The sequence below is a fragment of the Bradyrhizobium sp. UFLA05-89 genome, from assembly GCF_059803475.1.
Genome location: NZ_JBANBA010000011.1, coordinates 95676 through 118027, shown reverse-complemented (window position 1 = coordinate 118027; position 22352 = coordinate 95676). Strand labels below are relative to the sequence as shown.

The following is a 22352-nucleotide window of genomic DNA, read 5'->3' as shown; positions in this document are numbered from 1 at the left end:
GAGTTCCATGCCCCTCCGCCTCTTCCTGTCCTCCGGCGATCTGATGGCCGACCGCCGTTTCGAGTTCGCGCGCGACCTCCAGCTCAAGGGCGATTTACCGGCCGCGGCCGACCTGTTCGAGCAGGCGATCGAGCTCGCGCCGAATTTTACATCGGCCTGGTTCACGCTCGGCGAAATCCGTCAGCAGCTCGGCGAGCGTGACAAGGCGATCGCGGCATTCCGAGAAGCGCTGCGATCCGATCCCGAGGACCAGCATGGCGCCGGCCTGCATCTGATGCGGCTCGGCGACGCACAGATGGCGGAAATGCCGAAAGCCTATGTGCAGGCGCTGTTCGACCAGTACGCGCCGCGCTTCGAGCATGCGTTGATCAACGATCTCGGCTATCGCGCCCCAGCGCTGATCTTCAAGGCGGTGCTGGCCGCGCGCGTCGCAGCGAAGAAGCCGGCCTTCTTCAAGCGCGCGATCGATCTCGGCTGCGGCACGGGCCTTGCGGCCAGTGCCTTCGCCAAGCAGGTTGACCATTTCATCGGCATCGATCTGTCCCCGGGCATGATCAAGGAGGCGCGCGCCACCGGTCTCTACGCCGAGTTGGAAGTCGCCGACATGATCGACGGCCTGCGCAGCAAACCGGACGCGAGCGCGAATCTGGTCGTGGCTGCGGATGCGTTTGTATATCTGTCCGATCTCGCACCGGTGCTGATCGAAGCGCGACGCGTCCTCGCGGCCGGCGGCACGCTCGGCTTCACGCTCGAGACTCATGACGGCAGCGGCGTCGTCCTGGGCGAGGGCCTGCGCTATGCCCATGCCGCGGAATATGTGCGCGGCGCTCTCGCGAAGGCAGGCTTCAGGCTGCTGACGCTGGAGCCGGCCTCGCCGCGTAACGAGAACAACGAGCCGGTCCGCGGCCTCGTCGTCGTCGCAGAGAAAACTTGAGTCTAGGCGCTGGCGCTGCGGCAAATTGAGCGGCAAAGCGCCGCTTTCCTACTTGCGATGCGCATCCTGATGTCAGCACAATGCGCGGCATCAGGGAGACAACGCCAATGACAAAAAATCCATCGCGGCGTGATTTCGGCGCCGGCGCATTTGCCACCATCGCAGCCTCGACTTTGCCCGCGCCCTATGTCTGGGCCGCCGAGAAGAAATATGATGCGGGCGCCAGCGACACCGAGATCAAGATTGGTCAGACCGTGCCGCATTCCGGCCCCGGCTCGCTCTATGGCGTGCTGGGTCGCGTCGGCGAAGCCTATTTCCAGATGCTGAACGAGAAGGGCGGCATCAACGGGCGCAAGGTAAAATTCCTCACCATGGACGATGCCTACAGCGCGCCGAAATGCGTCGAGGCGACGCGCAGGCTCGTCGAGCAGGAGGAGGTGCTCGCGCTCTACGGCTCGCTCGGCACCGCGCCGCAGACCGCCGTGCACAAATATCTCAATTCCAAGGGCGTGCCGCAGCTCCTGCTCAACACCGGCGCGTCGAAATGGAACAACCCGAAGGAATTCAAATGGACGATGGCGGGCCTGCCGCTCTATCCGACCGAAGCGCGCATTCTCGCCAAGCACGTCATCAGCGTGAAGCCGAATGCCAGGATCGGCATCCTCTACCAGAACGATGATTTCGGTCGGGACTTCCTCGGGCCCTTCAAGAAGGTGCTGGCGGATGCCGGCGGCACCGCGCAGGTGCTCCTGGAGCAGACCTACGACCTGACCGATCCGACCATCGATTCCCAGCTCATTAACCTCTCGAAGTCGGGTGCCGACGTCTTCTACAACATCTCGACCGGCAAGGCGTCGTCGCAGTCGATCCGCAAAGCCGCCGAGCTCGGCTGGAAGCCGCTGCAATTGCTTTCGGCGGGCTCGACCGGCAAGTCGATCCTGAGTGCTGCCGGCTTCGAGAACGCCAACGGCATCGTCGCGATCCGCTATTCCAAGGACGCCGGCCCCGGCCCCTGGGAGAACGACAAGGACGTCATTGCATTCGATACGCTGCGCAAGAATTATCTGCCGAACGTCGATCCCGATAACACCATCGCCTATGCCGGTTACGGCCAGGCGGTAAGCATGGGCGAGATCCTGCGCCGCTGCGGCGACGAGCTGACGCGCGAAAACGTGCTCAAGCAGGCCGCGAACCTCAAGGGTTTCCATTCGCCGTTCTTCCTCGACGGCGTGGACTTCAGCTACACGCCCGATGACTACACGCCGATGAAGACGCTGTTCATCTCGATCTTCAACGGCAAGGATTGGCAGGTTTCCGACAAGCCGGTGACGGAATAGCGGAGGCGCCTACCTCTCGACGAGGAGCCGTGGGTGGGCAAAGGCGCCCTTGCGCCGTGCCCACCATCCCACCGTGATTGCAACAGAAGAGGTGGGCACGCTTCGCTTTGCCCACCCTACGAAGCTGCCGGCACCAGCCAAATCGCTCGGTTACCCTCGACGAACCCGCTCCCACGGCTTACCTCTACCGCCGTGCCGTCCCGTATCCTCACCGCATTGGCCGAGCCGGCCGCGCTGTTGCCCGACCGCTTCCAGACATGGTTCGCGGCCCGCGGCTGGTCGCCGCGCGCGCATCAATTGGCGCTCTTGGAAAAGGCCCGTGAGGGTCGCTCCGCGCTGCTGATCGCGCCGACCGGCGCCGGCAAGACGCTGGCTGGATTTTTGCCGACGCTGGTGGAGCTGTCCTCTCCGTCCCCCCTTGGAGCGCGGGGAGGGGGGTGGCCACGGACACCGCTGCGTGCCGACGACAAACACAAGCTGATCTCCACCGGCCGCGCCGTTCAGCGCGCCGGCGGCCTCCACACCCTCTACATCTCGCCGCTGAAAGCGCTCGCCGTCGACATCGCGCGCAATCTGGAGCGGCCGATTGCGGAGATGGGACTCCCGATCAAGGTCGAGACCCGCACCGGCGACACGCCGGTGTCGCGGCGGCAGCGCCAACGGCGCTATCCGCCGGACATCCTGCTCACCACGCCCGAGCAGCTTGCGCTGCTGCTGTCCTCCGACGACGCGCCGTTCCTGTTCTCATCGCTGAGGCGCGTGGTGCTCGACGAGCTGCATGCGCTCGTCACCTCCAAGCGCGGCGATCTGCTCTCGCTCGGGCTTGCACGGCTGTGGCGGCTCGCGCCCGACATGCGCATGATCGGCCTGTCGGCGACCGTGGCAGAGCCGGACTCGTTGGCGCGATTCCTCATGCCGCAGCCGGGCGGCAAGGCGGCCGCTGCCGATATCGTCATGGCCGGCGGAGCCGCGGCGCCGATCGTGGAGATGTTGGATACAAATGAGCGCCTGCCCTGGGCCGGCCACACCGCGCGTCACGCGCTGGCCGAGGTCTACGAGCTGATCAAGGCGAACAAGACGACGCTCGTCTTCGTCAACACCCGCAGCCAGGCCGAGATGCTGTTCCAGGATCTCTGGCGCATGAACGACGACGGCCTTGCGATCGCGCTGCATCACGGCTCGCTCGACGTCGCGCAGCGTCGCAAGGTCGAGGACGCGATGTCGGCGGGAAAACTGCGCGGCGTGGTCTGCACCTCGTCGCTCGATCTCGGCGTCGACTGGGGCGACGTCGACCTCGTCATCAACATCGGCGCACCCAAAGGCTGCTCGCGCCTGATGCAGCGCATCGGCCGCGCCAATCACCGCCTCGATGAAGCTTCGCGCGCGGTGCTGGTGCCGGCCAACCGGTTCGAGGTGCTGGAGTGCCGCGCCGCGATCGATGCGATCGCCGAGAATGCGCAGGATACCCCGCCCTTGCGCATCGGCGCGCTCGACGTGCTCGCCCAGCACGTGCTCGGCTGCGCCTGCGGCGAGCCGTTTCTCACTGACGAACTCTACGACGAGGTGCGCACCGCCGCGCCTTACGCAGACCTCTCGCGGCAGGATTTCGACGACGTCGTCGATTTCGTCGCTACCGGCGGCTATGCGCTGAAGACCTATGAGCGCTTCGCGCGCATCAAGCGGGACAAGCAGGGCCGCTGGCGCGTCGCCAATCCAAAAGTGCGGCAGAGCTATCGCCTCAACGTCGGCACTATCGTCGAGGAGCCGATGCTCAAGGTGCGGCTGGTGCGCTCGCGCTCCACTGGTAGCGGTTCGACCGGCGCGATCGCGCGCGGCGGCCGAGTGCTCGGCGAGATCGAGGAATATTTCATCGAGGGCCTCAGCCCCGGCGATACCTTCGTGTTCGGCGGCGAGGTGGTGCGCTACGAGGCGCTGGCCGAGGATCAGGCCTACGTCTCCCGCGCACATGACGCCGATCCAAAGGTGCCGTCCTATATGGGCGGCAAGTTTCCGCTCTCGACCTATCTGGCCGAGCGCGTGCGCCGGCTGCTGGATGACAAGCGCGCGTGGGGTGCCCTGCCGGAGCAGGTGCGCGACTGGCTGTCGCTGCAAAAGGATGTTTCCCGCGTGCCGGCGGTGCGCGAGCTGCTGGTCGAAACTTTTCCGCGCGGCAACAAGCATTACCTGATCTGCTATCCCTTCGAGGGGCGGCTCGCGCATCAGACGCTCGGCATGCTGCTGACGCGCCGGTTGGAGCGCGCTCGCGCCCGGCCGCTCGGTTTCGTGGCCAATGAATATGCGGTTGCGATCTGGGGGCTGGGTGATGCTTCCTTCATGATCCGCAATGGCCGGCTTGATCTCAACGCGTTGTTTGATCCTGATATGCTGGGCGACGACCTCGAGGCCTGGCTCGCCGAGTCCGCGCTGATGAAGCGCATGTTCCGCAATTGCGCGCTGATCTCAGGCCTGATCGAGCGCCGTTTCACGGATGAGGACAAGAGCCGGCGGCAGGTGCTGTTCTCGACCGACCTCGTCTACGACGTCCTGCGCAAGCACCAGGCCGATCACGTGCTGCTGCGCGCCGCGCGCGCCGATGCCGCAACGGGCCTGCTCGACCTGCGACGGCTGGGGGACATGCTCGCGCGCATCCACGGCCGCGTCACGCACCGGGAACTCGACCACGTCTCCCCGCTCGCCGTTCCCGTGATGCTGGAAATCGGCCGCGAGTCAGTTTATGGCGAAGCTGCAGACGAGCTTTTGGCGGAGGCCGCCGACGAGCTCGTCAAAGAGGCGATGTCGTAGACTGTCAGCGCGAATGAATCTTTGGGGCACCGCTCTTCCCACATCGTCATGCCCGGGCTTGACCCGGGCATCCACGGCTTTCTCGCGTCCGCAAGGACGTGGATGGCCGGGACGAGCCCGGCCATGACGGAGCAGGTGGCCATTTCGATTACTTCAACGCGCACTATCGACGTTGCGGGTGTGTCCCTCGTCGCCGATCTCTCCGGCGCATTGTTTTGGGCTGTGCAGCGCCTGCTCGTCGTCTCCGACCTGCATCTGGAAAAAGGCTCGAGCTTCGCCACGCGGGGCGTGCTGCTGCCGCCTTATGACACGGTCGCGACGCTCGGTCGGCTGGCGGCCGTGATCGCGCGGCACGATCCGCAGGTCGTGATTGCGCTCGGCGACAGCTTTCATGATCGCTCCGCGCATGAGCGGCTGTCGAACGGGGATCGCGACGCCATGACCTCGCTCCAGACTGGCCGCGACTGGATCTGGATTTCAGGCAATCACGACCCGGCGCTGCCGCGCGATCTCGGCGGCACCGTTGCCGACGAAGTCGCGATCGGCCCGATCATTTTCCGCCACGAGCCGACCGGCGCGCAGGGCGAGATCGCCGGCCATCTCCATCCCAAGGCGCGCGTCACCGCGCGCGGCCGCTCGATGGAGCGACGGTGCTTTGCCTCGGACGGGATGCGGGCCGTGATGCCGGCCTTCGGCGCCTATGCCGGTGGCCTCAGCATCCGCGATGAAGCATTCGCGCGCGTGTTCGGCGCGCGGCACTTCACCGCGCATCTCCTCGGCGACAATCGCGTCCATGCGATTGCAGCGTCGCGGTGTTGTTGAGGAAACGACTATGCTGCCGTCTCTTCATGATGATTTCGTCGTTTCGTACGAGGTGAACTGCGAAACCCGCCAGATCAAACTCCACACGAGGCCAGATCCTAGAGACGCTGCAAAGCGCGAACAGCGCCCCCGCACCATCGTTTTTAATGGTGTCGAGGGATACCAGTTCGAGGACGATGCATTCGAAAACATCATCTTCTCACTGGCGGTGTTTTCATTGAGTAGGTGTTGGTAGAGTATGGCTCCGCGATCGCGGAGTCCTATCGTATGGCGGGCGCCCCAGGGCCGTGGGCGGCCGATTTGGCTGCTGCGGCGCAGGTGCTCGCGGCAAAGGACGTCAAAGGCTTCATTCTAAGTTCGTCGTATGGCCTCTCTGGCTGGGTGCTGGCCAAAGAAGCTTTGGTCGAACACACGTAGCCGTCGGCTCGCTAAGCCGCCTTCGCCTGCACCGTATCGCAGAACTCCGCGAGCCGATCCGCAAGCCGCAACGTCGCCGGGCTCGCGCCCGGTGCCGCCATCAGCGCCACTTCCGTCCTGTTGATCGGTGCAAAGCCGTCCTTGGCGGTCAGCACGCGATGATCGGACTGGATCGCCATCTCCGACAAGATGCTCAGCCCCATGCCCGCGGCGACCGCGGCCTGGATGCCGGCGAGGCTCGATGACGTATAGGCCATGTGCCAGGGCCGGCCGGCGCTTTCCAGCGCGTGGATGGCGCCGGCGCGGTAGAGGCAGCCGAGTGGAAAGCCGATCAGCGGCACCGATGACACATCGGCTTGAATCGGATGGCTCTTGCTGGTCACCCAATGCACCCGCTCCGGCCACACCGCGATCGCACCCTTCTCGCCCGCCTCGCGCTTGAACAGCGCCAGATCGAGCTCGCCGCGTTCGAGGTCGCGGGCCAGGTTCTTGCTCTGGTCCGCCCGTACATCCAGCCGCAGGCCGGGATGCGAGCGCGAGAACGTGCCGAGCAGTTTCGCCAGCCGATAGGCGGCAAAATCCTCGGGGATGCCGAGCCGGATCGCGCCTTCGCTGCCCGGCTGGCTGAGCACGTCGCGCGCCTCCTCGGCGAGCGATAACAGCCGCCGTGCGTAGGAGAGCAGCCGCTCGCCGGCTTCCGTCGGCCGCACGTCCTTGCCGTCACGGTGCAGCAGCATCTGGCCGACGTCCTCTTCCAACCGCTTGATCTGCTGGCTGACCGTCGACTGCGTGCGATGGACGCGCTCGCTCGCGCGGGTGAAGCCGCCGGCATCGACCACCGAGACGAAGCTGCGCAAGAGCTCCAGATCGAGCATCGCCGCCTCCATTCATAAATCCACTAGCCTGAAGTTAATCATTTAATTTCCAAATGACAAGGGGCGCCCCTAGATCGAGGGCTCAGGAGAATTCGCATGTCGCTCGCCCCCTCGATCGCCGTCCCCCGCACCCGTTTCAATCCGCTGCCGCTCTACATCGGCCTGTTCTGCCTGCTCTGGAGCTTTGCCTTCGTCGCCGGCAAGATCGGCGTCACCGACTGCCCGCCGCTGATCCTGCTCGCGGCGCGCTTTTCGCTCGCCGGCATTCTGATCCTCGGCATCTCGGCGCTGCGCCGCGACGCGTGGGAGATGACCTGGCGTGACGTTGCAATGTTCGCCGTGCTCGGCATCGCCAACAACGCGCTCTATCTCGGGCTCGGCTACACCGGCCTGCAATCGGTCTCCGCCGGCCTTGGCGGATTGATCGTGTCGGCCAATCCGGTGTTCACGGCAGCGTTTGCCGCGCTGCTGCTCGGCGAGGGCATGACCTGGCGCAAGGCGAGCGGTCTGCTGCTCGGCGTCGTCGGGGTGACCTTCATCGTCTGGCATCGCCTCGCGGACGGCACCGACAGCGCGCACGGCATCGTCTTCACGCTGGCCTCGCTCGCCTCCATCGTCGCTGGCACCATTTTGTTCAAGCTGTTTGCGCCGAAGGGGAGCTTGTGGATCGGCAACGGCATCCAGAACATGGCAGCCGGGATCGTGCTCACGCCGATCGCGCTAACGTTCGCGGATGTCCACGCGATCCAGTACACGCCCGGCCTCATCGGCGCCTTCGCCTTCCTGGTGCTCGGTAGCTCGATCCTCGCTTATCTGCTCTGGTTCCATCTCCTGAAAGTGTGTGGCGCGACCGCGGCGAGTGCATATCATTTCCTGATGCCGCCGCTCGGCATGCTGTTCGCGTTCCTCGTGCTCGGGGAGCATGTCGAGGCGCGCGATCTGCTCGGGATCCTTCCGGTGGCGATCGGCATTTATCTCGTGACGCGCCCCGCCCCAACCGTCGCGATCAAGTCCGCCGCGTAACAGGAGTCCGTCATGCCCATTTCAATCACCCTGATCGGCGGCCCGACCGCGCTGATCGAGATCGACGGCTTTCGGCTCCTCACCGATCCGACCTTCGATGGTCCCGGCGCCTATCAACTGCCGCATGTGAAGCTGGAGAAGACGATCGGGCCAGCCGTAAAAGCCGAAGCGATCGGCCCGGTCGATGCGGTCCTGCTCAGCCATGACCAGCATTCCGACAATCTCGACAATTCCGGCCGCGAGCTTCTCTTCAAGATGAAACGCGTGCTGACGACGGAAGCCGGCGCAAGACGGCTCGGCGGTCACATCGAAGGCCTTGCGCCCTGGGACACGACGCAAGTGAGGGATCGCGACGGCAACACGCTGACCATCACCGCGACGCCGGCGCGCCACGGTCCGGCCGGCATCGAGCCGCTGTCGGGTGACGTCATCGGCTTCGTCGTGTCCTCCAGCAACAAGGACAGCCGCTCGATCTATATCAGCGGCGACACCACCTGGTTCGATGGCGTTGCGGAAGTGGCGCGCCGTTTCGATTGCGGCGTGGTGCTGCCGTTTGCCGGCGCCGCGCAGACGCGCGGTCCGTTCCATCTCACCATGGACACCAACGACACCATCGAGACCGCGCGCGCGTTTCCCGATGCGGTGATCGTGCCCCTCCATACCGAAGGCTGGGCGCATTTCCGCCAGAACGGCGAGGATTTGCGCAAGACCTTCGACGTCCTCGGCTTCGGCCCGCGCCTGCGCCTGCTGGAGCCCGGCGTGCCGACGGTGATCGAGGCGCCTTAGCCCTTAGCTGTCATGCCCCGGGAAGGCGGGGCATCCAGTACTCCGCGGCCGTTGTTGCGAGAGCGAGGTCGCCAATGCTGGCCTCTGGAATACTGGGTCGCCCGGTCAAGCCGGGCGACGACGAGCGGAGAGAGCGTAGCCCGCCTCAATCCTTCCTGAACACGATCGACGCGGACCAGCCGCACATCAGCGCCAGGGCGGCGGTGACGAGGCCGTAGATGAATCCGTTCTGCCGGGCACTGGTGGCGACGAACTGCTCGAAGCCGACCTTGACGATCTCGAACGCCGTCTCGGTCTTGGTCACGAGCGCGCCGTTCGCGAACAGCTTGATCTCGACCTCATAGGTCCCGATCGGCACTTCGGCAGGCAGCGGAATGCCGGTGCGGAACAGCGTCGGCGTCAGGAACGTCACCGCGGACGGATCCTCGCGGTAGAGCCCGCGTTGCGTGCGCAAGCGGATGAAGGCGCTGCGGAACGCGTCGTCCGGCACCACGTCGGCATAGTCGGTGCCGACGCGCTGGGTCAGCAGCACGTTGTTGAGTCCGATCTGCTGGCGCCGCGCGATCTCGGGCGAGGTGATCTGGTCGAAGGGGCGATTGGCGAACAGCGCGAGATAGCTCGGCACCTGCAAGAATTGCCGGTAGTCGGTGTTGATCCAGATGCCAAACTTTCGTTCCTTGCGCCGCGTCACCATGTCGGCGCGCGGGCCCAGCACGGTGACGACGAGATCGTAGGCGTTGCGATTGGCAGGCGTCGCCGCATCCCTCTCCACCGAGCCGAACAGCACCAGCTCCTCGCCGGAATAGTTCGGCGTCACGGTGACGCGGTGGTTGGAGACCGATACGATCAGCCGCTCGGCGCGCGCGGCACTGCAGAGCAGCAGCATGAGGAGAGTTGCGATGATTGCGCGCGCGATCATCCCGTCACCCCGATCTCGCGGATGGTGAAGAGGTCTTCGGGACGGAGCACGAGCTCGACAGCAAAGCGCAAGCCCACGGCGAGGATGAGCAGGCCCAGCAGCAGCCGCAACTGCTCGCCGCGGATCTTCTGCCCGGCGCGCGCGCCGAACTGCGCGCCGGTGACGCCGCCGACCATCAGGATCAGCGCCAGCACGGCATCGACGAGATGATTGGTCACCGCATGCAGCATGGTCGCGAACAGCATGGTGACCAGCGTCAGGATCATCGACGTGCCGATCACCGTCGAGGTCGGCACCCGCAACAGATAGATCATGATCGGCACCAGGATGAAGCCGCCGCCGATGCCCATGATGGCGCCGATGAAGCCGATGATGATGCCGACCACGACGACGGGGATCACCGACAGATAGATCTTCGAGCGCTTGAAGCGCATCTTTAGCGGCAGGCCGTGGATCCAGTTGTGCGTGCGCCGCAGCGGCACGGCGCCGCGCCGCGTCCGCATCATCGCGCGCAGGCCTTCCGAGAACATCAGGCTGCCCACTGTCGTGAGCAGCACCACGTAGGACAGCGCGATCATCAGGTCGAGCTGGCCGAGCGCGCGCAGCTGGGTGAAGGTCCACACCCCCAGCGCGGTGCCCGTCACGCCGCCGCATAAGAGAACGGTCGCGAGCGCCGGGTCGATCGCACGTCGCCGCCAATAGGAGATCGCGCCGGAAAAGGACGAAGCCGCGATGTGGCTCGCGACAGAGGCGACCGCGACCGCGGGCGCAATGCCGATGAAGATCAGAAGCGGCGTCATCAAGAATCCACCGCCGATTCCGAACATGCCCGAGACGAAACCGACCGCAGCGCCCATCGCGAGCACCAGGAACACATTGACCGGAAGATCAGCGATAGGGAGGTAAAGCTGCATCGGGCGCGTTCCGGCGAGACGGATCGGACTGCGGAATGCTCGCGGGAAGGCGGAACGATTGCCGCGTCCCTCAATAACCGAATTTGGCGCGCGGCGGGACAAGGAATTTTGGGCGTGGTGAACGATCGTGCTTAGTTTGGTTGAATCGGTGCGAGCCAAGGACTCGGATCACCTCTCCCCGCTGGGGAGAGGTGGACGGCACCTGTGTTCGGATGTCCTAATGCGCGAGCAAGGCCTGGCGCTTGACCGCGACGGGCTTGGGCGCGGGCCTGGTGCTGGCCTGCGCCGGGGCGCTGTCCCAGCCGCCGGCAGGCGCCGCGACGTTGACGGCATCGTCGGGCTGCGGCTCGGCGCTGAAGGTCTGGATCGCGAGCTTGGCGGCGGCGAGCGACTGCGGGTCGAGGCGCTTGGCAACATCGTCGCGCTTGGTCACCGCATCGGCATCGCCCTGCGCAGCGGCGAGGCTGAACCATTTGTAGGATTCGGCAAGGTTCTGTTCGACGCCGATGCCACGGGCATAGAGGATGCCGAGATTGTACTGGCTGTCGGCGACACCGCGATCGGCGGCCTTGCGGAACCACAGCGACGCGCTCTTGTAATTGGGGCCGCGTCCGCCGCCGTCGGCGTCGAGCACTGCGAGATTGTGCATGGCCTTGGCGTTGCCGCGCTCGGCAGCCTGCGTGTAGTAGCGGCGGGCGATGTCGGCGTCCTTCTTCACGCCCAGGCCCTTCTCATAGAGCGTGCCGAGCCGGAAGGTCGCGGGCACCACGCCGGCCTGCGCCGCGCGGTCATACCATTTGACGGCTTCCTCGTAATTCGCAGCCACGCCTTTACCTTCGGCAAAGCGCAGGCCGATCTCATAGGCCGCGGTCGCATCGCCTTTCATCGCGGCGGCGCGCAGCACCGGACCGCCGATGCCGTCGGCCAGCCGCTCGCTTGGCGGCACCTGGACGGTGCCGAACCGCGCGCGCGACGGCGTCATCGGGATCGCGCCGGTGATGTCGCTATTGCCTGCGGCGGGCGACGGCGCAGTCACCGCTGGTGGGGGCGGGATCTCGGCCGATGCGGCGTTGCCGGAGCTGACGGGAGCGGCATTGTTCAGGGATTGCCGGCCGAGCGGGGTCGGCGAGGTCATCGACGGCGTGACCTGCTCGGGTACCGCGGGTTTGGCGCTGTTCTCGGCGGGCGCAGGCGCTTGCTGTGCGGGCGCGCTTGCGGGACTCTCCATCGTCGGCACCGGCGGGGCGCTGCCGCCGCCTTCGAGCAGGTTCATCGCCATCTTGAAGGTGCCGAGCACGATCACGACCACGCTCGCGCCGACCAACAGCGAGCGGATCTTCGAGGTGATGGTCGAGCCTTCCTTCTTGTCCTTGGTGGCGCCGCCCGCGCCAGCCTTGCCGCCACGGGCGGGCTTCTCGGGCTGCGCGGCTGCGGCCTGTGCGGCCCGGCGTGCGGCGGCGATGAAGCTCGACGACGACACCGGCTCCTTCGGAGGGGCGGGGATGTCGCTGATCGCGCTTTCGGACGCGGCAATGCGCTCCGACGGCGTGGCGGCGCGTCCGCTCGGCCGCGTGCCCGGCTCCAGCGGATGATCCGGCGGCAACTCGGGCGCGATTGCGGCGCGCGCAGGCGCGGCATGCGGCTCGAGGATTTCGCTGATCGCGCGCGGCGGAACCGGCGGTGCCGCCGGCACCGGCGGCGGAGCGACCGGCGTTGCGGCGTGGAATTCGCGCGGTGCTGCGACGAAGGCCGCCTGCGCCGCGGCCGGATTGGGCAGATCGGGCTTGAGGTCGGCTTTGGGCGACTGCTGCGGCATCTCGCTGCGCGCCGGTTCGGCCGGCATCGTCGGTGCTGCGAAGGCCTGCGGCGCGGCCTGAGGTGGCGCGCTGCGCACTGCGCGCAGATCGCCCTCGATCATCGAGAGACGATCGACGACATGGCCGAGCGTGCTGTGCACGGCTTCGAGCGAGTCCTGCGTGTGGCGGTTGGTCTCGGCCTGGCTGAAGCGGATGTCGGAGAGCTCGCGCTTGACGAGATCGATCACACCGGAATCGGAGGCCGGGGCCGAGCTGCGGCTCTCGGCCAGCGCGGCGTAGGTCGCCTGCTGCCGCTCCAGATGCCGCAAGATGTCGTGCAGGCCGTCTTCGACGCGGCTCAAATTGCCGTTGCGCGGATCGGACGCAGCCTCGATCCGCTCCAGCAGATACGACACGCGCTGCTCGAGATGCGCGAAGGTGGAGGCGGAGTCGCCGCCGACCTGCATGCGGTCGAAGCGATCGGATAGCCCGCGGATTGCGTTTTCCAGATGCTCGGTGCTTTCGGACGGCGCAGGCCGCTCGCGTGTCTCCAGCGCCGCGGTGAGCGCGGCGATGCGCTGCTCCAGCACCGCAAAACCGTCGCTGCTGGGGGCGGAGGGGCGCGTGATCTGGTCGACCTTGGACGACAGCAGCTGCACGTCCTCGGACAGCCGTGCCAGCGCCTCGTTGGAGGCGACGTTGGACACGATGCCGCGCAGCGCCGAGATCGCGCCTTCGAGCTGCTGCACCGTGCCGGGATCGTCGTTGGCGCGCAGGATCAGGTCGAGCTTGCCGCCGAGATTGCGGATCGCCTCGTCATAGCCGGTGAGCTGCTCGGCCGGCGTCAGTGTGCGCAGCACCTGCTTGATCTCGGACAGCGCGTGCTCGACGCCGGCGAGCGCCTGGCCGTCGGTGCTGGAGGTGCGCGTCTCGTCGATGCGACGATGCAGGGAGCGAATCTCGTTCTCGATCGATTCGATCGCGCGGCGCGGCATCGCCTCGGTGATGGCGTGGCGAATCTCCGCAAGCTCGTTGCGGAACGCGGTGATCGACTGCTCGATGTGATCGGGGCGCTGCAGCGCCTCGATCTGGCTCGTGATCTTGAGCAGATGCCGTTCGAGCGCGGAGAAATCGGCGCTCGGCTGCGGAGGCGGCGGCGCGTAGACGGGGGCAGCGGGCGCCAGGGGCGGAGACATCGGAGCCGCCAAGGGAGACAACATGGCGGGAGCCATCGGCGCGGCGGGTGCAATCGAGGGCGCCGCGCGCGGCGGCATCTGCCGGGGCGCAAAGCTGTCGAGCTCGTTCTGTCGCGCGGTGATTTCGGCCACCGCAACGTCGAGCGAGGCGGGGCTGAGCGGCGGCGAATTGCGATAGACCTGCGCTGCCGCGCGCTCGACCAGCTCGGCCTGGCGCTGCCGGGTCTCGACCGGTGCAGGCCGCGGCGCCTGCGCCTGTGGCCGCGAGATCTGCGACAGCCGCGCGTCCAGTCGCGAGATCGCGTCGTTCAGCTGCCGCGCGACGCCCTGTTCGCGCGAAGCGTCCTGGCGCGGCGCGGGCTTTGAGATGCGTTCGATCTGCTGGGTGATCGCGTCGAGCCGCTGGTGGATGTCGGCGACGTCGCGGCTTTCCTGACTCGATGCCGGGTGTGGGGCCTGCGGACGCTGCTCGTAAGGTCCGGGGAAGTTCGGCGGGGCGGTGTCGCCGAGGGTGGAGTTCAGCCAATCGTTGAGTGACATGCCGGCACGGCGCGCAGCGGCCTCGGCGCGCTCCCTGACGGATGGATCGATGCCGTCAACACTCCACGATACGCGCGAATTCATGACTTCTGTCCGGTTCCGACTTCGGCACCCCACCCGATGCCTCCAGCTTTCCCGCGCGTCCCAGTTGTAGAGACAATTCCATTCGGCGCGGGTCGTCTGCCTCAAAAACTGACTTTTCTCTGTTACGGTAAATAACGGGTTAAGGAAGCCGTCGTCGCTGTCTTAAAGTTGGGCGCGGGGGGCAAGCTGGGCGAATACCGATAGAACTTGGGTGGTTTCATTGTGGACCGCCCCGTCGCCACATTCACGGTGTCATGCCCCGGCTCGACCGGGGCATCCAGTACGCCGCGGCCTATCGATTCAATCATGATCGTCTCGGAGTACTGGATCGCCCGGTCGAGCCGGGCGATGACGGCGGAGCGGGTGGCGCCGGCCTTGCCTCTCGGGAGCCCGTTACCCCATCTACCGGTCTAGCCGTCGCGTTATGCTTTTACTCAGCCCTTCTCGCGCTTGCCGTCGTCGATCGGCACCACGGTCCCGCGCGCGTTCATGGTCGACAGCGCCTCGAGCGCCTCCTCGCAGAAGTCGGCCACCATCTGCTCGTGCCGCGCGCCGAGGCGGAGCAGCAGCAAATTGCCGAGGTCGAGCACACCCGACGCCTCTCCGTCCGGGAAGCGCTTCTTCAGGATGCGCTCGTAGTTGGCGTGGCGGTCGCGGTGGTGCTCCAGGCGCGCCATCAGATCGGTGCGCAGGGGCTCGATCTCGATGCTGTCCAGCGCATGGAGGCGGACCAGAAGATCGTCCTTGATCGAGGGCGGTGTGCTCGGCCGCGCGGCCCAGTGCCGCAGCGCTGTTCGTCCCTCTTCGGTGAGCGTATAAACCAGCTTGTTGGGCTTGCCGGATTGTACGACCTCGCGGCCCTGGATGTAGCCGCGGTCGCGCAGCTTGGAGAGCTCGCGATAGATCTGCTGGTGATCGGCCTTCCAGAAGAAGCCGATCGAGGAGTCGAACGTCTTGGCGAGCTCGTAGCCCGTCATCGGACGTTCCGTCAGGCATGCGAGGATTGCGTCGCCCAGCGCCATGACACCGGCTCCTTTAAGAGGTCCCGAGCAATTGACTTGACTTTATGCATATTGGCGCATATGCGTCAATGTGCATATGCCGAGAGCCGGTTTGCCCAGCCGACATCGGCCTTCTCGCTACTTTGCATGGGGTTGTTTTCAAGTTTTTTGCCAACGCCTTTTATCAAGGGAGGCACCCTGAGAATGACCGGCCTCGATTCCTGGTACGGCTACATGAGGTCCCACGACGGCACTGCGCTGTGGGACCTGCTTCATCCCGATGCCATCTTCGAAAGTCCCGTCGTGCACACGCCGCAGCGCGGGCGCGACATCACCTTCAAATATCTGTCGAGCGCCGAGAAGGTGCTCGGCGGTCCCGGCTTCACCTATGTCGGCGAGTGGAAGAGCGCCAATGGCGCCGTGCTCGAATTCAAGAACGTGATCGACGGCATCGAGATCAACGGCGTCGACATCATCACCTTCGATAGCGAGGGCCGCATCACGCATTTCAAGGTGATGGTGCGTCCGCTCAAGGCCATCAACATGCTGCACCGCCTGATGGCGGAGCAACTCGCTGCACGATCATGACACTGCCCTGCGGTTGCGGAAACCGCTAGACTCGCGGGCAAGCACTCTGCCGCAGGGAATCAAAAATACCACCCCTTAACGGCCGCATGCCGGGAGAACGCCATGCCGATCTATAAAGCCCCTGTCGAAGACGTGAACTTCCTCTTCAACGACGTCTTCCAGATCGACCGCTACGACAATCTGCCGGGCTTCTCCGATGCGTCGAGCGACGTGCGCGAGGCGATCCTGGGCGAAGCCGCCAAGCTCGCCGAAGAGGTGCTCCAGCCGCTGAATCGCGTGGGTGATCTCGAAGGCTGCAAGCGCAGTGACGACGGCAGCGTCACCACGCCGAAGGGTTTCAAGGACGCCTTCAGGCAACTCGCCGATGGCGGCTGGCTCGGCCTCTCCGTGCCGACCGAATATGGCGGGCAGGGCCTGCCGGTGGCGCTGAGCCAGGCGGTCAACGAATTCCAGTGCTCGGCCAACATGGCTTTCGCGATGTATGGCGGCCTGACCATGGGCGCGACCGCAGCGCTGCTCGTGCACGGCACCCCCGAGCAGAAGGAGACCTATGTGCCCAAGATGGTGGCGGGCGAATGGACCGGCACCATGAACCTGACTGAGCCGCATTGCGGCACCGATCTCGGCATGCTCCGTACCAAGGCGGTGCGCCAGGCCGACGGCAGCTTCAAGATCACGGGCACGAAGATCTTCATATCGGCCGGCGAACATGATCTCGCTGGCAACATCATCCACCTCGTGCTCGCTCGCATCGAGGGCGCGCCTGCCGGCATCAAGGGCGTGTCGCTGTTCGTGGTGCCGAAATTCCTGGTCAACGCCGACGGCTCCGTCGGCGCGCGCAACGGCGTGGTCTGCGGCTCGATCGAGCACAAGATGGGCATCCACGGCAATTCCACCTGCGTGATGAACTACGACAACGCCACCGGCTGGCTGATCGGCGAAGAGAACAAGGGCATGCAGGGCATGTTCGTGATGATGAACGAGGCTCGCCTCGGCGTCGCGGTGCAGGGTCTCGCGCTGTCCGAGGTCGCCTATCAGAACGCGGTCGCCTATGCCCGCGAGCGCATCCAGGGCCGCGCGCTCACCGGTGCGAAGGCGCCGGACAAGGCGGCCGATCCGATCATCGTGCACCCCGACGTGCGCCGTACGCTGCTGTCGATCCGCGCCTTCAACGAGGCTGCGCGCGCCTTCGTGGTGTGGACTGCGCTGAAGAGCGACGTCGCCCACCGCTCCGAGGATCCCAAGGACCGCCAGGCCGCCGACGATCACATGGGTCTGATGACGCCGGTCCTGAAAGGCTTCCTCACCGACTACGGCTTTGCCAACGCGGTGCAGGCGCAGCAGATGTATGGCGGCCACGGCTACATCGCCGAGCAGGGCATGGAGCAGTTCGTGCGCGATGCGCGCATCGCCATGATCTATGAAGGCGCCAACGGCATCCAGGCGCTCGACCTCGTCGGCCGCAAGCTGCCGCGCGACGGCGGCCGCGCCATCATGGCGTTCTTCGGCGAGGTGATGGGCTTTGCCAAGGAGAACGGCGGCGACGAGGCGTTGAAGCCTTTCGTCGCCCCGCTTTCGACCGCGCTCGGCCATCTCCAGCAGGCCACCACCTGGCTGATGCAGAACGCGATGGCGAAGCCGGACAATGCCGGTGCCGCCGCAACCGATTACCTGCATCTCTTCGGCTTCGTCGCGCTCGGCTACATGTGGGCGCGGATGGCGAAAGTCACGCATGCCAAGATTGCCGAGAGTGGTGCCACGCCCTATCTCTCGACCAAGCTCGTCACCGGCCGCTTCTTCATGGAGCGGATGCTGCCGGAGACCGCCGCCAATCTCGCGCGCATCCAGGCCGGCTGCGCCACCGTCATGGAACTGCCGGCGGAAGCATTTTAAGCCCGCTTCCGTCGCCAGATCGCAATCGCATCTAGACATCACATCAGGAGGGCGTCATGCCTGAGGCATTCATCTATGACCACGTTCGCACGCCGCGCGGCCGCGGCAAGCCGGACGGCGCGCTGCACGAGGTCACCGCGCTGGCGCTCGCCACGGTGCCGCTGCAGGCGCTGAAGGAGCGCAACAACCTGCCGGTGGACTCCGTCGATGACGTCGTGCTCGGCGTGGTCGATCCGGTCGGCGAGGCGGGAAGCGACATCGCGCGCTTCGCGGCACTCAAAGCCGGCCTCGGCGAAGCCGTCCCCGGCGTGCAGATCAGCCGCTTCTGCGCCTCCGGCCTCGATGCCGTGAACTTCGCAGCCGCCCAGGTCATGAGCGGCCAGCATGAGCTGGTGATCGGCGGCGGCGCCGAATCCATGAGCCGCGTCGGCATCGGCGCCTCCGGCGGTGCATGGCCGATGGACCCCTCGATGGCGGTGCCCGCCTATTTCATGCCGCAGGGCGTCTCCGCCGACCTGATCGCCACGAAGTACGGCTTCTCCCGCGACGACGTCGACGCCTACGCCGTGCAGAGCCAGCAGCGTGCCGGCAAGGCCTGGGACGAAGGCCGCTTCAACAAGTCGGTGGTGCCGGTGAAGGACATCAACGGCCTCACGATCCTCGCCAAGGACGAGCATATGCGCCCCTCGACGACGATGCAGTCGCTGGCGCAGCTTCAGCCGTCCTTCACCATGATGGCGCAGATGGGCGGCTTCGATGCGGTCGCGGTCCAGTCGCATCCGGAGATCGAGCGCGTCAATTACGTGCATCACGCCGGCAACTCTTCCGGAATCGTCGACGGCGCCGGCGCGGTGCTGCTCGGCAGCAAGGAGGCGGGTGCGAAATACGGCATGAAGCCGCGCGCAAAGATCCGCGCCTTCGCCAATATCGGTTCGGAGCCGGCGATGATGCTGACCGGTCCGGTCGACGTCACCGAAAAGCTGTTTGCGCGTTCGGGCATCAAGAAGTCGGACATCGACCTGTTCGAGCTCAACGAGGCCTTTGCTTCCGTCGTGCTGCGCTACATCCAGGCCTTCGAGATCGACAACGCCAAGATCAACGTCAATGGCGGCGCGATCGCGCTCGGCCATCCCCTTGGCGCCACCGGCGCGATGATCCTGGGCACCGTGCTCGACGAGCTCGAGCGCACCAACAAGTCCACCGCACTGGTGACCCTGTGCATCGGCGGCGGCATGGGCACCGCGACCATCATCGAACGGGTGTAACGGACGGTCGTAGGGTGGGCAAAGCGAAGCGTGTCCACCACTGCTGTCTCCGCGAAAGATGGTGGGCACGGCGCAAGCGCGCCTTTGCCCACCCTACGAGATCCAGAGTCAACCGCCGCGCCGAAAGACTGGCTGCGGCACCGAGGAGCACCACATGGCTTACAAGAACTTCAAGGTTGAGACCGACGCCGACGGCATCGCGCTCGTCACCTGGGACATCCCGGGCCGTTCGATGAACGTGCTCGACGAGACCTCGACCAGCGAGCTCGACGCGATCGTCAAGGAAACCACCGCGGATGCCGCCGTGAAGGGCGTCGTCATCACCTCCAGCAAGGAGGCGTTCTGCGCCGGCGCTGACCTCTCGATGCTCGAGGGCATGAACCAGGCCTACGCAAAGGTCTTCAAGGAGCAGGGCGAGACGGCCGCGAACCAGATGCTGTTCGACCAGAGCCGGCGCTTCTCGCAGGTACTGCGCTCGATCGAAACCTCCGGCAAGCCGTGGGCGGCCGCGATCAACGGGCTGGCGCTCGGCGGCGGCTTCGAGATTACCCTGTGCTGCCACTATCGCGTGGCGGCGGAGAATCCCAAGACGCGCCTCGGCCTGCCCGAGGTCAAGGTCGGCCTGTTCCCCGGCGCTGGCGGTACGCAGCGCGTGCCGCGCCTGGTGCCGCCGCAGGACGCGATGACCATCCTGCTCAAGGGCGATCCCGTCGTGCTCGACAAGGCCAAGCAGCTCAACCTGATCCACGCCATCGTTCCCGCGGCCGATCTGATCAAGGCGGCAAAGGACTGGATCAAGGGCGGCGGCAAGGCGGTCGCGCCGTGGGACGAGAAGGGCTTCAAGCTGCCCGGCGGCCCGGTGTTCTCGAAGAACGGCATGATGATGTTTCCGGCCGGCAACGCCATCTACCGCCGCGAGACCTACGACAACTACCCGGCCGCACGTGCGATCATGAGCTGCGTCTATGAGGGCCTGCAGTTGCCGATCGACGCCGCCCTGCGCGTCGAGTCGCGCTACTTCACCTCGGTGCTGCGCTCGAAGGAAGCGGCCGCGATGATCCGCAGCCTGTTCCTGTCGATGCAGGAGCTCAACAAGGGTGCGCGGCGTCCGAAGGACGTTCCGCCGACCAAGGTGAAGAAGATCGCCGTGATCGGCGCCGGCTTCATGGGCGCAAGCGTCGGCTACGTCTCGGCCCGCGCCGGTCTCGACGTCGTCCTGATCGACCGCGACCAGGAGAGCGCCGACAAGGGCAAGGCGCATGCGCAGAAGGTGATCGAGGAGCAGATCAAGAAGGGCCGCGCCAAGCCCACGGACGCCGAAGCGCTGCTCGCGCGCATCACGCCGACTGCCGACTATGCTGCACTGAAGGACGTCGATCTCGTCATCGAGGCCGTGTTCGAGGACCGCAAGGTCAAGGCGGACACTTTCGCCAAGGCGCAGGAGTATCTCAAGCCCGACGTGATCTTCGCGTCGAACACGTCCACGCTGCCGATCACCTCGCTGGCGGAGAACTTCAAGGACCAGGGCAAGTTCGTCGGCATCCACTTCTTCTCGCCGGTCGAGAAGATGATGCTGGTCGAGATCATCCTCGGCAAGAACACCGGCGATGTCGCGCTCGCGACCGCGCTCGACTACGTCCGCCAGATCGGCAAGACGCCGATCGTCGTCAACGATAGCCGCGGCTTCTTCGCCAATCGCTGCGTCGGCCGCTACGTCGCCGAGGGCAACGAGATGTTCCTCGAAGGCGTCCCGCCGGCGATGATCGAGAATTGCGCCAAGATGGCCGGCATGCCGGTCGGCCCGCTGTCGCTGTCCGATGAAGTCGCACTCGACCTCGGTCTGAAGATCATGAAGGCCACGGAAGCCGATCTTGGCCCCAACGCCATCAATCCCGATCAGAAGAAGCTGATGGTGGAGATGGTCGAGAAGCAGGGCCGGCTCGGTCGCAAGAACAGCAAGGGCTTCTACGACTATCCGGAGAAGGGCAAGGGCCAGAAGAGCCTGTGGCCGGGGCTGTCAGCGCTCCAGCCCAAACAGCTCGACCCCGACACGCTCGACGTCGAGGAGCTGAAGCAGCGCTTCCTCGTGGTGCAGGCGGTGGAAGCCGCGCGCACCGTGGAGGATCACGTCATCACCGATCCGCGCGAGGCGGATGTCGGCTCGATCCTCGGCTTCGGCTTTGCGCCGTTCACCGGCGGCACGCTGTCCTATATCGACTTCATGGGAACGAAGAAGTTCGTCGAGCTCTGTCACAGACTGGAAGCCAAATACGGCTCCCGCTTCACCCCGCCAAAACTGCTCGAGGAGATGGCGGCGAAGGGCGAGACCTTCTACGGCCGCTTCGCCCCGAAGAAGTCGGCGGCGTAAGGTTCCGCTGTAACGAAAGGCCGGATCATCGATCCGGCCTTCTGCTTGTCCGTGGTCGTGACGACTCACGCCGCCTGCGCGAGCCCTTCCCGCTTCAAGGCTTCCTGCACCTTCGGCCGTGCGCCGACGCGGGCCTTGTAGGCGAGCAGGTTCGTGAGGGCCGAAAGGTCGAACTTCAGCCGTTCGGCCCAGGTCAGCATGGTGAAGAGATAGGCATCCGCGACGGTGAACTGCTTGCCCATCAAATAGTCGCGACCGGCGAGCTGGCCGTCGATATATTTCAGCTTGCCCATCACGCGATCCCTGAAGAACGCCTTGGCGTCGTCGGCCAGCACCGGCGAGAACATCGGACCAAAGCTCTTGTGCACCTCGGAGGTGAGGAAGTTCAGCCACTCCAGCAGCTTGTAGCGCTCGGAACTGTCGCGCGCAGGCACCAGGCCCTTGGCCGAGGCCCGATCCGCGATCATCTGGACAATGACCGGGCCTTCGGTCACGATCTCACCGCTATCGAGACCGAGCGCCGGTACCTGGCCCTTCGGGTTGACCTTCAGAAAATCCTCACCGTTCTCGAGCTTCTTGGCGCGGATATCGACCTTGACGAGTTCGTAGGGCAGGTCGGCTTCGAGGAGGGCGATGTGGGGAGACAACGAGCACGCTCCCGGCGAGTAATAGAGTTTCATGGAATTTTCTCCTCCTGATGGTTGGTTGGGGCGAAAGAACGCCTACATGCATTTGCATGGAATAGTCAAGATTGATGCAGGTGCATCAAGTGCGCTAAGAACGGGCTACTCA

18 protein-coding genes are annotated in these 22352 nt (G+C 65.5%); 12 read left to right on the top strand and 6 right to left on the bottom strand.

The features are described 5' to 3' along the window. Window positions 1-7: 7 nt before the first annotated feature. The 6 genes from SO139_RS08835 (at window position 8) to SO139_RS08810 (ending at window position 6312) form a co-directional block, all read left to right on the top strand. Window positions 8-934: a class I SAM-dependent DNA methyltransferase gene (locus SO139_RS08835; RefSeq protein ID WP_449379125.1), complete on the top strand. Its 927-nt coding sequence runs from the start codon at window positions 8-10 to the stop codon at window positions 932-934. A 107-nt stretch (window positions 935-1041) separates the two neighbouring features. Continuing rightward, window positions 1042-2271 (top strand): ABC transporter substrate-binding protein, encoded by a 1230-nt coding sequence (locus tag SO139_RS08830; RefSeq protein WP_449379126.1) that lies wholly within the window; start codon window positions 1042-1044, stop codon window positions 2269-2271. A 192-nt stretch (window positions 2272-2463) separates the two neighbouring features. Then, a complete protein-coding gene (locus SO139_RS08825; RefSeq protein WP_498539950.1) occupies window positions 2464-5073 on the top strand; it encodes a ligase-associated DNA damage response DEXH box helicase in 2610 nt (869 codons plus the stop codon). A gap of 123 nt (window positions 5074-5196) precedes the next feature. Continuing rightward, window positions 5197-5895 (top strand): ligase-associated DNA damage response endonuclease PdeM, encoded by a 699-nt coding sequence (gene pdeM / locus SO139_RS08820; protein ID WP_449379128.1) that lies wholly within the window; start codon window positions 5197-5199, stop codon window positions 5893-5895. A 10-nt stretch (window positions 5896-5905) separates the two neighbouring features. Then, a complete protein-coding gene (locus SO139_RS08815) occupies window positions 5906-6130 on the top strand; it encodes a hypothetical protein (RefSeq protein WP_449379129.1) in 225 nt (74 codons plus the stop codon). Window positions 6131-6162: 32 nt separating this feature from the next. Then, entirely contained in the window at window positions 6163-6312 is a 150-nt protein-coding gene (locus tag SO139_RS08810) for a hypothetical protein (RefSeq protein WP_449379130.1), read from the top strand. Between the two features lie 11 nt (window positions 6313-6323). On the opposite strand, the gene SO139_RS08805 is transcribed toward SO139_RS08810, so the two are convergent. After that, a complete protein-coding gene (locus tag SO139_RS08805) occupies window positions 6324-7187 on the bottom strand; it encodes a LysR family transcriptional regulator (RefSeq protein WP_449379220.1) in 864 nt (287 codons plus the stop codon). Window positions 7188-7283: 96 nt separating this feature from the next. On the opposite strand from SO139_RS08805, the gene SO139_RS08800 reads away from it, so the two are divergent. Next, a complete protein-coding gene (locus tag SO139_RS08800; protein ID WP_449379131.1) occupies window positions 7284-8210 on the top strand; it encodes a DMT family transporter in 927 nt (308 codons plus the stop codon). Window positions 8211-8222: 12 nt separating this feature from the next. Then, window positions 8223-8996: an MBL fold metallo-hydrolase gene (locus SO139_RS08795; protein ID WP_449379132.1), complete on the top strand. Its 774-nt coding sequence runs from the start codon at window positions 8223-8225 to the stop codon at window positions 8994-8996. A gap of 145 nt (window positions 8997-9141) precedes the next feature. Here the strand turns inward: SO139_RS08795 and SO139_RS08790 are convergent, their stop codons facing one another. The 4 genes from SO139_RS08790 to SO139_RS08775 form a co-directional block, all read right to left on the bottom strand. Next, complete coding sequence (locus SO139_RS08790; RefSeq protein ID WP_449379221.1) at window positions 9142-9912, bottom strand: TIGR02186 family protein; 771 nt, start codon at window positions 9910-9912, stop codon at window positions 9142-9144. Continuing rightward, complete coding sequence (locus tag SO139_RS08785; protein ID WP_449379133.1) at window positions 9912-10829, bottom strand: sulfite exporter TauE/SafE family protein; 918 nt, start codon at window positions 10827-10829, stop codon at window positions 9912-9914. The genes SO139_RS08790 and SO139_RS08785 overlap by 1 nt, the downstream gene beginning before the upstream one ends. Before the next feature lie 217 nt (window positions 10830-11046). After that, window positions 11047-14445 (bottom strand): tetratricopeptide repeat protein, encoded by a 3399-nt coding sequence (locus SO139_RS08780; protein ID WP_498539949.1) that lies wholly within the window; start codon window positions 14443-14445, stop codon window positions 11047-11049. Window positions 14446-14879: 434 nt separating this feature from the next. Beyond that, window positions 14880-15467 (bottom strand): PadR family transcriptional regulator, encoded by a 588-nt coding sequence (locus SO139_RS08775; RefSeq protein ID WP_449379135.1) that lies wholly within the window; start codon window positions 15465-15467, stop codon window positions 14880-14882. 183 nt (window positions 15468-15650) lie between these two features. On the opposite strand from SO139_RS08775, the gene SO139_RS08770 reads away from it, so the two are divergent. The 4 genes from SO139_RS08770 (at window position 15651) to SO139_RS08755 (ending at window position 21560) form a co-directional block, all read left to right on the top strand. Next, entirely contained in the window at window positions 15651-16034 is a 384-nt protein-coding gene (locus tag SO139_RS08770; protein WP_449379136.1) for a nuclear transport factor 2 family protein, read from the top strand. 102 nt (window positions 16035-16136) lie between these two features. Next, window positions 16137-17927: an acyl-CoA dehydrogenase C-terminal domain-containing protein gene (locus tag SO139_RS08765; RefSeq protein WP_449379137.1), complete on the top strand. Its 1791-nt coding sequence runs from the start codon at window positions 16137-16139 to the stop codon at window positions 17925-17927. 56 nt (window positions 17928-17983) lie between these two features. Then, the gene (locus SO139_RS08760; RefSeq protein WP_449379138.1) at window positions 17984-19192 is read left to right on the top strand and encodes an acetyl-CoA C-acetyltransferase; all 1209 of its coding nucleotides are present in this window, start codon (window positions 17984-17986) and stop codon (window positions 19190-19192) included. A 154-nt stretch (window positions 19193-19346) separates the two neighbouring features. Continuing rightward, complete coding sequence (locus SO139_RS08755) at window positions 19347-21560, top strand: FAD-dependent oxidoreductase (RefSeq protein ID WP_449379139.1); 2214 nt, start codon at window positions 19347-19349, stop codon at window positions 21558-21560. 65 nt (window positions 21561-21625) lie between these two features. Here the strand turns inward: SO139_RS08755 and gstA are convergent, their stop codons facing one another. After that, entirely contained in the window at window positions 21626-22240 is a 615-nt protein-coding gene (gene gstA, locus SO139_RS08750; protein ID WP_449379140.1) for a glutathione transferase GstA, read from the bottom strand. Window positions 22241-22352 lie beyond the last annotated feature (112 nt).